General features: G+C 64.0%; 10 protein-coding genes and 1 pseudogene. 9 read left to right on the top strand and 2 right to left on the bottom strand.

Annotated features, from left to right (window positions below; genetic code table 11):
* Positions 1-86: 86 nt before the first annotated feature.
* The gene (locus H145_RS23015; protein WP_019949290.1) at positions 87-1922 is read right to left on the bottom strand and encodes a hypothetical protein; all 1836 of its coding nucleotides are present in this window, start codon (positions 1920-1922) and stop codon (positions 87-89) included.
* A 229-nt stretch (positions 1923-2151) separates the two neighbouring features.
* Here H145_RS23015 and pseB point away from each other — a divergent pair, with 229 nt between their 5' ends.
* The 8 genes from pseB to H145_RS21795 all read left to right on the top strand — a co-directional run bounded on the left by pseB (position 2152) and on the right by H145_RS21795 (position 12440).
* The gene (gene pseB / locus H145_RS0116620; protein WP_019949289.1) at positions 2152-3174 is read left to right on the top strand and encodes a UDP-N-acetylglucosamine 4,6-dehydratase (inverting); all 1023 of its coding nucleotides are present in this window, start codon (positions 2152-2154) and stop codon (positions 3172-3174) included.
* Positions 3175-3353: 179 nt separating this feature from the next.
* Positions 3354-4532 carry a UDP-4-amino-4,6-dideoxy-N-acetyl-beta-L-altrosamine transaminase gene (gene pseC / locus H145_RS0116615; RefSeq protein ID WP_019949288.1) on the top strand — a complete coding sequence of 393 codons (1179 nt, stop codon included), beginning with the start codon at positions 3354-3356 and terminating at the stop codon, positions 4530-4532.
* The gene (locus tag H145_RS0116610) at positions 4529-5254 is read left to right on the top strand and encodes a cytidylyltransferase domain-containing protein (protein WP_019949287.1); all 726 of its coding nucleotides are present in this window, start codon (positions 4529-4531) and stop codon (positions 5252-5254) included. The genes pseC and H145_RS0116610 overlap by 4 nt, the downstream gene beginning before the upstream one ends.
* 126 nt (positions 5255-5380) lie before the next feature.
* The gene (gene pseG / locus H145_RS21800; RefSeq protein WP_019949286.1) at positions 5381-6865 is read left to right on the top strand and encodes a UDP-2,4-diacetamido-2,4,6-trideoxy-beta-L-altropyranose hydrolase; all 1485 of its coding nucleotides are present in this window, start codon (positions 5381-5383) and stop codon (positions 6863-6865) included.
* A 43-nt stretch (positions 6866-6908) separates the two neighbouring features.
* Positions 6909-7949, top strand: a complete 1041-nt coding sequence (gene pseI / locus H145_RS0116600; protein WP_019949285.1) for a pseudaminic acid synthase — start codon at positions 6909-6911, stop codon at positions 7947-7949.
* A 136-nt stretch (positions 7950-8085) separates the two neighbouring features.
* Entirely contained in the window at positions 8086-9444 is a 1359-nt protein-coding gene (locus tag H145_RS0116595; RefSeq protein WP_240471715.1) for a glycosyltransferase family protein, read from the top strand.
* A gap of 44 nt (positions 9445-9488) precedes the next feature.
* Positions 9489-10871 (top strand): DUF7033 domain-containing protein, encoded by a 1383-nt coding sequence (locus H145_RS0116590; protein WP_019949283.1) that lies wholly within the window; start codon positions 9489-9491, stop codon positions 10869-10871.
* 99 nt (positions 10872-10970) lie between these two features.
* The gene (locus H145_RS21795) at positions 10971-12440 is read left to right on the top strand and encodes a lipopolysaccharide biosynthesis protein (RefSeq protein ID WP_019949282.1); all 1470 of its coding nucleotides are present in this window, start codon (positions 10971-10973) and stop codon (positions 12438-12440) included.
* On the opposite strand, the gene H145_RS0116580 is transcribed toward H145_RS21795, so the two are convergent.
* On the bottom strand, positions 12437-13312 hold the full coding sequence (locus H145_RS0116580; protein WP_083937825.1) for a CPBP family intramembrane glutamic endopeptidase: 876 nt from the start codon (positions 13310-13312) through the stop codon (positions 12437-12439). The genes H145_RS21795 and H145_RS0116580 overlap by 4 nt on opposite strands.
* A gap of 138 nt (positions 13313-13450) precedes the next feature.
* On the opposite strand from H145_RS0116580, the pseudogene H145_RS24285 reads away from it, so the two are divergent.
* A pseudogene (locus tag H145_RS24285) lies at positions 13451-13642 on the top strand (IS982 family transposase); the annotation flags it as partial.

Genomic DNA, 13642 nt, shown 5'->3' with positions numbered 1-13642 from the left:
ATCCCGCGTGCCAAAGTAATTTCTTGTCAGGGGTTGGTATTGCACGCAAGATTCTTCGCTCTGCTGAGAATGACAGTTCTTTTAGCTCACCGCCCCAACAAACCGCGCAGCTTGGCGGGTAGCAGGCCCACGGCGCGGGCCTTTAAATCAGCCCACGGAGAGTGACCTAGGCCCTGCCCCTGCCAGGCACCGATTGCCTGGGCCAGTTGCTGGGCCAGGGCGCGGTAATGGCGGCGGTGGTAGTGGCGCAGGTTGTTGGTGACGTCGGCGGGCGTCTGCACGAAGGCGCGCACGTCGAGCAGGAAGCAGTTTTCGGCCGAAGCCACGAATTCGGCTAAGGCTTGATTCATCAGTTCGTGGCGCTGCCGGGCCCCGGTTTCACCCGAGCCGGGCACGTCGATTTCGGCGCCGCTGAGCAGGAAGATGGGTACGTGGGCCGGCACCTGGGCGCGCAGCCACTGTAAATTCTGCTGGAATTCGGCGGGAGAAATCGGGCCTTCGTGCTCGAACTCGCGGGCGAAGCGTTGCAGGAAACCCTCGCTCATTCCTTGGAAACGGCGCTGGGCGTAGCGGGCGGCCAGCGCGGCGGGCGGCTCGGCCGTAATGTCCTGGTAGGCTCCGAAGGGCACGCGCCGGCCGGTGGCCCGCTCGCAGTACAGCGGCTGGGTATAGTCCATCAGCGGGCTGTACACCAGTACGTCGTAGCCGGGCTCCCAAAGGCGGGTGTCGAAGGCCTCGCGGCCCAGGAAGGGCAGGGCGGCGGCCAGGCGCTGTTGCTCGGCGGCGGGCCACTCGCGGGTGGCGCGCAGCAGCAGCGTGTGCTCGAGGTGCACCGGAATCTGGTGCTCGTTGTTGAAGTTGAACTCCTCGGCTACATCAAGGTCGAAAGCCTGCAGGAAGGGCGTGAGCTGGCCCAGGTCGCAGCCGCCTTTCAGCAGCACCCGTAGCTGCTGGCCGGTCGGCGTGGCGACGACGGCTGGTGTTTCGGTAGCGGCTGAGGCCGCTTGCACGGTAATCCAGTCGGGCTTTTCCGTTTGATTCAGCTCCGTAGCCACGTCGCCCTGCACTGCCAGGACCGGGAAGCCTAGGTGAGCGTAGGTGAACTGTTCGATGCCCAGGTGCAGGATGCGGCAGGAAAAAACGAGCTGCTCCAGCCGGTTTTCGGCCTCATTCAGGCAGTAGATGCCCACCAGCCCATAGTCGCCGAACCGGTCGTGGACGCGCACGGTACCCCAGCGGCGAGTTGGGTCGCGCAGGCTGGCTTCCAGCTCGGGCAGCGTCACGCGGCGCTTGGTGAAATTGAGCTGGTTGGAGCGGTTGATGAGCTCTTCGAGGCGGCCCAGATCGGGCAGCACGGCGGCTGGCCCCTCCCGAAACTCGACCTGCACCTGAGCATCGCGCAGAAAGGCCAGGTTGTCGTCGTACTGGGTGCGGGCCTGCTGCTGGCGCTCCAGCAGCTTGTATTGGGCTAGGCGCGCGAGCGTGGGGTCGGGTTGGCCGCTGGCGCGCAGTAGCGGGACCAGTTGGGGCAGCTCGGTGGGGTCGGCCACGCGCAGCTCGGGGTTGTAAAACTGCGCCTCGGCCCGGTTGGCGGGGTTATCGTCGAGGAACAACGCGTTGGCGGCCCGCAGCTGCATTTGGCTCAGCAGTTCCTTTATAATAGGCCCCTTGGGTTGCCAGCTGATGCGCGCAAACACGAACAGCTCCCAGATGCCCAGCTCCCGCAGCCGGGCCTCGGCCGGGGCGAAGTCGTTCTTGCTCACGATGGTATGCACCAGGCCCCGGGCGGCCGTGTCGCGCACCAGCTGCAGGTTCTCGGCCAGCGCCTCCACGCTACCTTCCGAGAGCGTACCCCGCCAGAACGTGTCGTCGAGGTCCCAGATGACAAGCTTTATGGGTTGGGCGGGAGCGGAGGCAGGCATAAGCAGCGGTGAAATCAGCTGTTATCCTGACGAAGGAAGGACCTTATCATGCCAAGGCAGTCGTAATAATGACTCGCTTCTACGTGATAAGGTCCTTCCTTCGTCAGGATGACAATCGATAGGGCGGACGACGCAAAACTACGCAAGCTCCGGCCGGAATGCCTACTTTTGCCCTCCCCCATCCCGGCCGGTTCACGGCCCGGCCCTTCTTTCGCTCAGCACCCCATCCATGGCCCTCGACCTCAACCATAAATCCATTCTGGTAACCGGCGGCACCGGCTCGTTCGGCAAGCAGTTCGTCGAAACCGTGTTCCGGCTCTATCCGCAGGTGAAACGGCTGGTGGTGTACTCGCGCGACGAGCTCAAGCAGTACGAGATGTCGCAGCAGTTTCCGCATTCCGAGTTTCCGGCCATCCGCTACTTTATTGGCGATGTGCGCGACGCCGAGCGGCTAAAGCGGGCCTGCGAGGGCATCGACATCATTGTGCACGCCGCCGCCCTCAAGCAGGTGCCCGCCGCCGAGTACAACCCAATGGAGTGCATCAAAACCAACATTTTCGGGGCCGAAAACGTGATTAACGCGGCCCTCGACTGCGGCGTATCCGACGTGGTAGCCCTGAGCACCGACAAGGCCGCGGCCCCCATCAACCTCTATGGCGCCACCAAGCTCTGCTCCGACAAGCTGTTTGTGGCCGCCAACAACATGAAAGGCTCGCGCGATTTGCGCTTTTCGGTGGTGCGCTACGGCAACGTCATCGGCTCGCGTGGGTCGGTGGTGCCGTTTTTCCTGCAGCGCCGCGACTCGGGCGTGCTGCCCATCACCCACCCCGACATGACGCGCTTTCACATCTCGCTCGATGAGGGGGTGGATTTGGTGCTGTATGCGCTGGAAAACAGCTGGGGCGGCGAGATATTCGTACCTAAAATCCCGAGCTACAAAATTACCGAAGTGGCCGAGGCCATCGGGCCCAACTGCCAGCAGGAAATCGTGGGCATCCGCCCCGGCGAGAAGCTGCACGAGGAAATGATAACCGAAACCGACGCTCTGAGCACCGTCGAGCTGGACAAATACTACGTCATTCTGCCCTTCACGCCGCGCTGGGACGTGAACGCATTTATTCACCACTTCCACGGCCGCCGCGTTGAGCCGGGCTTCCACTACGACTCCAGCAACAACACCGATTGGCTCACGGCCGAGCAGATTCGGGAGGAAATCCGCCTGCACGTGGACGCCGGTTTTACGGTGAAATAGTGAGATGGTGAAATGGTGAGTTTGACTTTCATTTATCCTAAACAGCTCGTCGATATAACGACATAGCCACCTTTCCGCGAGCGAACGTTTGTGGTGGCTTCCTGTTTTCTTCCGCAGGATGAAGCCCTAAGCTTCCAGAACGTCAAACTCACCATTTCACCATCTCACTATTTCACCTGATGTCCTTCCAGCCCACCCGCCCCATTGCCTACGGCCGCCAGCACATCACCGAAGCCGATGAGCAGGCCGTGCTGGCCGCCCTGCGCTCCGACTACCTGACGCAGGGGCCGCTGGTGGCGGAGTTCGAGGAGAAATTTGCGGCCTACGTGGGGGCCGAGTACGCCGTGGCCGTGAGCAACGGAACGGCCGCCCTGCACCTGTGCGCGCTGGCCCTCAATGTGCAGCCCGGTCAGCGCGTCATCACCACGCCCATCACCTTTGCCGCCTCGGCCAACTGCGTGCGTTACTGCGGCGGCGAGGTGCATTTCGCCGACATCGACCCCGCTACGGCTTTGATTGATCTGCAGGCCGTGCGCCGCTTGCTCGAAAGCCACCCAAAAGGCCACTTTCACGGCCTGATTCCGGTGGACTTTGCGGGTTTGCCGGTGAACCTGGAGCAGGCGCGCCAGCTCTGCAACGAGTTCGGCCTCTGGCTGCTCGAAGACAGCTGCCACGCCCCCGGCGGCTCGTTCGTCGATAGCCGGGGCCAGCCCCAGAACTGCGGTAACGGGCAGTTTGCCGACCTGGCCATCTTCAGCTTCCACCCCGTCAAGCACATTGCCACCGGCGAAGGCGGCATGATTACCACCAACCGCCGCGACCTGTACGAGCGGCTGCTGACGTTGCGCACCCACGGCATCACCAAAGACCCCGCCCAACTCAGCCGGCCCGACGAAGGCAGCTGGTACATGGAAATGCAGGAGCTCGGCTACAATTACCGCCTGCCCGATATGCTATGCGCCCTCGGCATTAGCCAGCTGCAGCGCGCCGATGCCGGCCTGACCCGCCGCCGCGAGCTGGCCGCCCGCTACGATGCCGCCTTCGCCGGAATGCCCGCCGTGCGGCCCCTGGCCGGGGCGCCGGGCCACGCCTACCATTTGTATGTGATTCAGGTAGAAGACCGGCGCGGGCTGTACGATGCGTTGCGGGAGAAGCAGATATTCGCGCAGGTCCACTACATTCCGGTGCACCGGATGCCCTACTACCAGGGCCTGGGCTGGCTGGAAGGCGACTTCCCGCTCGCCGAGGCCTACTACGCTCACTGCCTCAGCATCCCGCTGTTCCCCAGCCTCACCGACGAGGAGCAGCAGTACGTGATTGACTGCATCCGGGAATTTGTGGCGGCAGAACCAGCGTGAAAAAGGTCGGCATCATTTCTCAGGCGCGCATGACCAGCACCCGGCTGCCGGGCAAAGTGCTGATGCCCGTGGCGGGCCGGTCACTGCTGGCCTACCACGTCGAGCGCCTGCAAGCCAGCGGGCTGACGGTTTATCTGGCCATCACCACCAACACCACCGACGACCCGCTGGCCGACTTCGGCGCAGCCCACGCCCTGCCTATTTGGCGCGGCCCCGAGGACGACGTGCTGGCCCGCTACCAGCAATGCGCCGCCGCCCACGATTTAGACGTTATCGTGCGCGTTACGTCCGACTGCCCGTTGCTGGATGGGGGGTTAATTGCGCGGGCTGTGCAGCAGTATCTGGCGGCCGACAACGCGCGCCTGTACCTCTCCAATGTGCTGAAGCGCACCTACCCGCGGGGCTTCGATTTCGAGATTTTCTCGCGGGAGTTGCTCGACGAAGCCGCCCGCCACGCCACTACCACTTCCGACCGGGAGCACGTCACGCCCTACATCCACCAGAACCGCTCGGGCCGGGTAGAATTCGCCCATGTGACCCGCCCTACCGACCGCAGCGCCTACCGCCTCACGGTGGACACAGCCGAGGATTTCGAGCTGATTCGGCGGCTGATTGAGGATTATCGGGCCGATATGCTAGGGGCGGAGGAGTTGATTGCGCTGCTTGAGAAGCACCCGGAACTGGTGGCTATTAATGCGCATATTGAGCAGAAGAAGGTGTAGCACGAAGCGAAAACTAGCGAGGCATCCGCTTCGCTTACTGCTCTACCTCGCTCGTTTGTAAGGTGCTCACTCAATCGCACACAGGTACGGCATTTTTAATTCCTAATTTTTAATTCTTAATTAAAGATGCGTCTCCTCCTCCGCGCCGATGGCAACGCCCGAATTGGCCTGGGCCACGTGATGCGGCTGCTGGCGCTGGCCGAACTCCTGCGGCCCGATTTTCCGGAGCAGCTGTTCCTGATTCGGGAGCCCGACGCGGCGCTGGCTGAACAACTTACAGCAGCGGGTCTGACGGTGCAGGCTCTGCCCGTGCGGCCGCTGCCCGAGGAGGCCGCCTACCTTGCCGCTCAGGTGCTCCGGCCCGACGATGTGCTGGTGCTCGACGGCTACGATTTCCGCTACGATTACCAGAACACTGTGCGCGGGGCCGTGCACCGGCTGGTGTACCTCGACGATTTGCACGCCTACCCGCTGGCCGCCGATCTGGTGCTCAACCCCGCCGGGGGCCTCACCATGGCCGATTACGAATTGCGCCAGCCGGGCGCCCGGCTGCTCAGCGGCCCGGCCTACGCCCCGTTGCGGGCGGCGTTTCAAACCGAATCAGCCGAAAATGACGCAACGGCAGCGGCGCCCGACCCGGCCACCGTGTTCGTGTGCCTGGGCGGAGCCGACCCCACGCACCAGACCCGGCGGGTGGCTGCTGAACTGCTGGCCCTGCCGGGCATGCGCCATGTGCATGCGGTGGTGGGCGGGGCCTACCAGGGCTGGGAAACCCTGCAAACCTGGGCCGCCGGCCAGCCCCACCTTACGCTGCACCGCCACCTAGCAACCCCCGAGCTGGCCGCCCTGATGCGCCAGTGCGGCGCGGCCGTGTGCTCGGCCAGCACCATCAGCTACGAATACTGCGCGGCCGGCGGCGGCCTGCTGCTGCTGCTGCCCACTGCCGCCAACCAGCACGACCTCGACCACTACCTGCGCGCCGCCGGCCTGGCCCGCCCCTACACCGCGGCGGCCAACATCCTCACCTCCTCCGAAGCCGGCCGCATCGCCACCGAAATGCAGGCCGCTCAGCGCCGGATATTCGACGGGCAGGCCCCCGTGCGCCTGCGCCAGGAGCTGCGGGCCCTGCGGCTGCCCCCGCCGCCCTTCGCCCTGCGCCCCGTAACGGCCGCCGACTCGGACAAGCTGCTGGCCTGGACCAACGAGCCGGCCGTGCGACGCTTCTCCTTCAACCCCGAGCCCGTGGCCGAAGCTGACCACGAACGGTGGCTGGCGGCCCGGCTGGCCGATGCAAACGCGCTGCTGTTGCTGGCCCAGGATGCTGCTACAGGCCGCCCGGCGGGGCTTATCCGGTTTGCCGTGGAAGGCGCAACGGCTACGCTCAGCTACCTGCTCGATGCCGATTTCCGGGGCCGGGGGCTGGCGCCGCCGCTGCTGCTGGCCGGCACCCGGCAGCTGCTGGCGCAGTTCCCGCGGGTGGGCCGGGTACTGGGCCACGTGCAGGCCGCCAACGCCGCTTCGGTCCACGCCTTCGAGCGGGCCGGGTTCCAGCTGCAACCTGCAGAAAGTGGGGCCGATTCGCTGACGTTTGGCTGGTTGGGGGCGGGGTGAGCGAGCTGCTGGGCAACCGTGGAGTTGTGCGTATTTTTGCCCCATGACCATTTCCTTTGGCTCCCGCCTCGTGGGCCCCGACCAGCCGCCGTTTATCATTGCCGAGCTCAGTGGCAACCACAACCAGGACTTGCAGCGCGGTCTGGCCATTGTGGATGCCATGGCCGCGGCCGGCGCGCACGCCATCAAGCTCCAGACCTACACCGCCGATACCATGACCCTGCCCGGGGCCTACCGCATCGACGACCCCAACTCGCTCTGGTACGGCCGCGAGCTGCACGAGCTGTATCAGGAGGCGCACACGCCCTGGGAGTGGCACCAGCCGCTGTTCGAGCGGGCCCGGCAGCACGGAATGCTGGCCTTCAGCTCGCCGTTTGATGAAACGGCCGTCGATTTTCTGGAAACGCTTGATGTGCCGGCCTATAAGATTGCCTCCTTTGAAAACACCGACTGGCCGCTGCTGCGCCGGGTGGCTGCCACCGGCAAACCCGTAATTATGAGTACCGGGGCCAGCACCCTGGCCGAAGTGGCCGAAGCCGTGCAGGTGCTGCGCGAGGCCGGCTGCCGCGAGCTGGTGCTGCTCAAGTGTACCAGCACCTACCCGGCCACGCCGCTCAACACCAACCTGCGCACCCTGCCCCACTTCCAGCAGCTCTTCTCCGACGCGCTGGTGGGCCTCTCCGACCACACCATGGGCGTGGGGGCCTCGGTAGCCGCCGTGGCGCTGGGTGCCTGCGTTATCGAAAAGCACGTAACCCTGCGCCGCGCCGACGGCGGGGTGGATTCGGCCTTTTCGCTGGAACCCCAGGAAGTGGCCCAGCTGGTAACCGAAACCGAGCGGGCCTGGCAGGCGCTGGGCCAGGTGCAGTACGGCGTGCAGCGGGCCGAAGAAAAAAGCCGCCTCTACAAACGCTCGTTGTATGTGGCCCAGAATGTGGCCGCCGGCGAAGTGTTCACCAAGGAGAACCTGCGCGTGGTGCGCCCCGGCGACGGCCTGCCCCCCCGCTACTACGAGCAGCTGCTCGGCAAGCCCGCCCGCCAAAATCTGCAAGCCGGCACCCCGCTCACCTGGGAAGCGCTGTAGGGAATGTGAGTTTAATGTGCGAAATGTGCTAGAATGTGGAAAAACGTGCGGGGCTTCTAGCTCCGCCCATAGCTTCAGGACAACTTGAAATGGCCGCATTTTTCACATTCCGCACATTTCATCCACATTAAAGGAAATGCCTCAATCTACATCAGCATCGTCAGGCTCCCCCCTCTCCGGCGGAGAGGGGGGCCGGGGGGGTGAGGTAGCCCGCCTGCGCGACATTCTGCAATTGCGCTTCACCGACCTGTTTGCCTCGCTGCCGGCCCATACGCTGGAGCCGATTTCGCCCGCCAGCCCCTGGAAACGGTTGCTGAAGGTGGCCGGCTACGCGGGGCTGCGGCTGGTGGGCAACATGCTGCGGAAAGTGCGCAACCCCGAGGCCCTACGCGGCAACGTGTGGCTGTACGTGGTGAGCCAGAACAACTACGACGCGCTGCATTTCCTGCGCGGGGCCCTGCCCGATGCCGTGCTGGTGGCCGGCCAGAGCAAGCAGCTGGGCCGCTACAATCGGTTCGTCAACCGCCTCTCGCTGCGGCGCAAGCTGCTCTACTACGGCCAGTTGCCGGGCGTGTACCGGGCGTTGCGACGCACTGAGGGCCAGCGGGCCGCACGGTTTTTCGACCTGATTTTCAACGCCATCGGCTACTACGAGGTGTACCGGCGGGCCCTGCGCCACTACCGGCCGCGGGCCGTGGTGTTTGCCAACGACCACAACGACGACGCCCGGGCCCTGCTGCTGGCCTGCCAGGCCGAGGGCGTGCCGACCGCCTACGTGCAGCACGCCACCGTGAGCACCAGTTTTCCGCCCCTGGGCTTTGGGTTGAGCCTTCTAGAAGGCCAGGACGCGCTGGACAAATACCGCCTGTGCGGCCCCGTGGCCGGCCGGGTGGAGCTGGTGGGCATGCCCAAGGCGGATGCCTTCCTGGCCCGCCGCAACCTCGCGCCGGCCGTGCGCCGCGTAGCCCTGGCCTGCAACACCCTCGACGATACCGCCGCCATCACCGCCACCCTCGACTACCTGCTAACCGAATTCCCTAACCTCACTTTCACCTTCCGTCCCCACCCCGGCGACGCCCGCGACTTTGCGTTTCTGGCCGCCCGGCACCCGGCGCTGCAGTTTTCCGCTGCCCGTCAGCAAAACATATTCGAGTTCTTGACGGGCCAGGATGCCCTGATTGCCGCCGATACCAGCACCCACCTGGAGGCCACCCTGCTGAACCTGGCCAGCGTCTACTTCCGCTTCGGCCCGGGCGGCATTGCCGACGACTACTACGGCTACGTGGCCCGCGGGCTGGTGGAAAGGGCCGATACGTTGCCCGAGCTGGGTGCTTGGCTCCGACGGATGCAGCTGAGCAAGCCGGCTGATTTATACCAACGCGCCGCCTACTACAACGCCACCCTGGGCACCCCCGACGAGGGCCACAGCCAGCAGCGGGCGGCGCGCCTGCTGCAGGAGTGGCTGGCGGAAGTGGCCCCGGCAGTGCAGGCGTAGTTTCTCGCAGAGCTAGGCTGAGCCGTTCTGGTTTACTTTGCGCCATGGTTCCGCCGCCGCTGCCCGCTATTGTTCCCGTTACCGCCGAAATCCGGTTGGCGTACGTATTGGGGCATTTTGAGGAAGCCTATGGTAGTGTGCCAACGGTGAGCATCGGCTACGCCGACACGCAGCCGCAAATCGAAGTATCGGCAACTGACCACCAGTTTTTTGCCGGCACTCACCCCTACCCTCCCGAACCCAACTGGCGTGAATGGGCCGGCCAGCGGCTGCCGTTCTTCTTCGATGGCAGCCCCGCGCGGCCGCTGCTGGAGCTGCTGCCCGACGGCCGGGCGCGCGTCAACGCCGATGTGGTTTCGGCCGCTTTCTACCTGCTCAGCGGCTGGCAGGAGTTCTTCTCGGCGGAGCGCGACCAGCACGGGCGCTTCCCGTATGCGTCCAGCGTGCAGGCCCGCTACGGGTTCGTGGCCGTGCCGGTGGTCAACCACTACTTCGACCTGCTGAAAACGGCCGTCGAGCACGTAACGGCCCAGCCGCTCCGGGCGCGCCGCTGGGCCGGCGGGGCACACTGGGCCGCCTTTATCACTCATGATATTGACAACTTGAACAGCGCCTGGAAAGCCCCGGCTAAAGCGGCTTTGCGGCGCGGCAACCTACTCGATTTCGGACGGCAGCTGTGGCGGCACTTCACCCAGAAAGATGCCTGGGACAACCTGGAACTGGTGCAGCAGACCGTGGCCGAATACGGCGCAAAAAGCACGTTCTTCTTTCTGCCCGAACACCGCAAAGCCGCCAACGGCACGCCGAATGCGGACTATTCCATCCGCGCCATCCAGCCGAACATAGCGGCGCTGCAAGCGGCCGGCGCCGAGGTTCAGTTGCACGCCAGCATCGGCACCAGCATCGATTCGACTCAACTCGCCCAAGCAGTAACAGCTCTGGCCCGGACACCGGGAACCGAACCGGGCCTGCGTTTCCACTACCTGCAATGGGAGCCGCGACTGACACCATTAGTAGTGGATGGTTTGGCTTTTGAATACGACTCGACCTTGGGCTTTGCCGAGCACTACGGCTTCCGCAACTCATATTGCCTGCCGTTTCAGCTGTTTAACTTCCGAACCGGGCAGGCCAACGACTTCCTGGAAATCCCGCTCAACGTCATGGACGCCACGCTCCACCACCCCCGCTACCTGCAATTGGCCCCCGACGAGATTCTGCCGGCCCTCACGCCAATGCTCCAGGAAATCGAGCGGTTCGGCGGCGTCTGTACGGTGCTCTGGCACAACGAGAACTTCGACCCGGCCAACCAGCGCAACGGCCCTGCACAGTTCCGCGTCCTCATGGAGTACCTTCGCGGCCGCAACGTGGCCTTCGTCAATGGCCAGGATGTTCTGGTGAGAAGTGAGATGATGAGAGGTAAGAAGTGAGACTTTCGTGCTACTATCCTATGCGGGATACCCGGCTCAATGTTTCACTTCTCGCTTCTCACCAACTCACTTCTAAATACTCACTTCTCACTTCTAAAATTGGGTATCGTTCAGCGGCAGGGGCTGCGCAACACCATCATTTCCTATATCGGGCTGGCGCTGGGCTTTGTGAGCACCACGCTGGTGCTGCCGCGGTTTTTCGAGCCGGGGCAGCTGGGCCTGACGACTACCCTGGCTTCGGTGGCCACGCTGCTGGCGCAGGTGGCCGCGTTTGGGTTTGCCAGCGTGGGCATCCGGTTTTTCCCTTACTTCCGCAACTCCGAAAATGGCCACCACGGCTTCCTGCCCTTTCTGCTGGGCGTGCCGCTGCTGAGCTTCGGGGTGGTAGCGACCCTGTTCTGGCTGGGCCGGCCGGTGGTGCTGGGCTTCTACGAGCAGGACGCCGCCGCGCTGGGCCCGTACTACGCCTGGGGAATCGTGTTTGCGCTGTTCACGCTGCTGTATTCGTTGCTCGATGCCTACCTGAAGGCACTGTACCACACGGCCTTCTCGTCGTTTCTGCAGGACATTGTGTTGCGGCTGCTGATTCTGGGCGGGGCGCTGCTGTTTGCGCTAGGGGTGCTGTCGTTTCACGGCTACGTGCTGTGGTTTGTGGGCGCGAACGGGCTGCTGGTGCTGGTACTCACGGGGTACCTGCTGCGCATCGGCGAGCTGCACTGGCGGCCCCGGCGGGCGGTGCTGGCGGTACGGCCGGTGCGCGAGCTGTTTAGCGTGGGCGCCTTCACGCTGCTTAGCTCGCTGGCCGGCTCCATCATCATGTACATTGATACGCTGATGGTGGGCTCGCAGGTGAACCTGGCGGCGGCCGGCATCTACGCCATTGCCTTTAACATCAGTACGGCGCTGGCTATTCCGGCCCGCTCGCTCAACAAAATTGCCTTCCCGCTGCTGGCTGATTACTGGAAGCAGCAGAACCTTTCGGGCATGGCTGATTTTTACCGCCGCACCACCCGCCTCAACGCCCTCATCGGCTGCCTGCTGGCGCTGGGCATCGGCCTCAACCTGCCGTTCATCTACTCGCTCATGCGGGCCGAATATGCCCAGGGTACCCTGGTGGTACTGCTGCTGCTGGGGAGCCGGCTGTTCGACGGCATCACGGGCCTCAACGGCCTCATCCTGGTTACCTCGCCGCGCTACCGCTTTGATCTGGTGTTCAACGTCTCGCTTTCGCTGCTGATTGTGGGGCTGAACCTGCTGCTGATTCCGCGGCTGGGCATGGTGGGCGCGGCGGTGGCGGCCGTGGCGGCGCAGGTCAGCATCAACCTGGCCCGCACCTGGTTTGTGTGGCGCAGTTTCGGCATGCAGCCCTTCACCTGGCAGATTCCGCTCATCCTGCTCATCACGGCCGCCGCCGGCGTAGCCGGCTGGCTGGTGCCTGCCTTGGCCTCGCCCCTACTCACGATGCTGCTACGCTCCACCGTCATTACGGCCGTGTACGGCGGCCTTGCGCTAACCACCGGCGCGGCCCCCGAAGCCGTGGCGCTGCTGCAAAAGCTACGGCGGCGCTAATTTTCAAGGTCAGGTTCAGGCGAGTTGGGCGCACTGTCCCAGGCAGCAGGCAGCGGCAGCCGGCTTACGCGCCACAGCAGTAGGCCTAGTACTCCGGCACCCAGCGCTACTAGCCCGGCGTAGGCCCAATTCGAGCCGAGCAAATCCGGCAACGAAGTTTGGGACCTAACAACTTCGGGCAACCAAATCATCATCCCGAAAGCCAACAGATTGTTGAGCGCATGAATGCCGATGCACACCAGCAGCGAGCCGGTGCGGTAGCACAGCCAACCCAGCAGCAGCCCAAGAAAAAAGGCGTTCAGGCTTTGAGATGGGTTAAAGTGAACGAGTCCGAAAAGCAGCGCCTGCTGCCCGATAGCTACCCAGGGCCGCCGTTGCCGCAGCAGCCCCTGGAGCAGCAGGCCCCGGAACATCACTTCTTCCAGCACCGGAATCACAAGGCCGCCGAGCAGCAGCACCGCGGCTGGCTGCCGGGCCATGCGCTCAAACGAGGCCTGGAACCAGTTGGGCAGCTCCAGAAACCCTTGCAGCGAGAGCACCATGATAGCGGCCGCCGTCAGCAGTGGCAGGGCCGCGTACAGCCACCCCGGCGCCTGCCCCCGCACTTGCAACGGCATCATGCGCCGACCGTAGCGCCAGTACAGAAAGCCCAGCAGTACCAGGTTGCCCGCCACAATCAACACCAGGTTAGTGCTGGGCTCGTACCGCTCGTGGGGCAGGATAAAGGCCACCACCGCCAGCAACCCACCCATCACGACCAGCAGCATAAGCAGGTACCAGCCCACGAATCCCCAGCTTTCTTTCAGGGTTGGATAGGGTTGTACTGGCTGCCGCCGGGCTGCTGGCAAAGGAATGGGAACAACTGTTTCCATAACTGAATAAGGAAGGTAAAGTGCGCCTGAATTAGCTAGCTAACCCAAGTTGCGGGGTATAGCGGGGCCAAAAAAAAGGTCTGTTCGGCTTGAACAGCCTAGGTTTGAAGTATTCGACCCCTTCAAGCCCTGCCGACCATGCGCGAACAGACCGTTGCAATGTACTGTGTTCTCGATGATTTGATTCGTTTTACGCGTCCCGCCGGCAGCCCGCTACCGGCTTCGGGCCGCCGTTTGACCGATGCGCAGGTGCTGACCACGGCCCTGGTAGCGGCCCGCTTTTTTGGCGGCAACCTGGTGGTGGCCAAGCACTACATGGAGCAGCATTGG

This window comes from Hymenobacter aerophilus DSM 13606 (assembly GCF_000382225.1).
Classification (GTDB): domain Bacteria; phylum Bacteroidota; class Bacteroidia; order Cytophagales; family Hymenobacteraceae; genus Hymenobacter; species Hymenobacter aerophilus.
The sequence above is the reverse complement of the archived record's forward strand: the minus strand, read 5'-3'. Positions and strand labels throughout refer to the sequence as shown.

Bases quoted from the DNA above. Each gene is read 5' to 3' on its own strand.
- H145_RS23015 (WP_019949290.1), bottom strand. From the start codon at position 1,922: ATGCCTGCCTCCGCTCCCGCCCAACCCATAAAGCTTGTCATCTGGGAC.
- pseB (WP_019949289.1), top strand. From the start codon at position 2,152: ATGGCCCTCGACCTCAACCATAAATCCATTCTGGTAACCGGCGGCACC.
- pseC (WP_019949288.1), top strand. From the start codon at position 3,354: ATGTCCTTCCAGCCCACCCGCCCCATTGCCTACGGCCGCCAGCACATC.
- pseG (WP_019949286.1), top strand. From the start codon at position 5,381: ATGCGTCTCCTCCTCCGCGCCGATGGCAACGCCCGAATTGGCCTGGGC.
- pseI (WP_019949285.1), top strand. From the start codon at position 6,909: ATGACCATTTCCTTTGGCTCCCGCCTCGTGGGCCCCGACCAGCCGCCG.
- H145_RS0116595 (WP_240471715.1), top strand. From the start codon at position 8,086: ATGCCTCAATCTACATCAGCATCGTCAGGCTCCCCCCTCTCCGGCGGA.
- H145_RS0116590 (WP_019949283.1), top strand. From the start codon at position 9,489: ATGGTTCCGCCGCCGCTGCCCGCTATTGTTCCCGTTACCGCCGAAATC.
- H145_RS0116580 (WP_083937825.1), bottom strand. From the start codon at position 13,312: ATGGAAACAGTTGTTCCCATTCCTTTGCCAGCAGCCCGGCGGCAGCCA.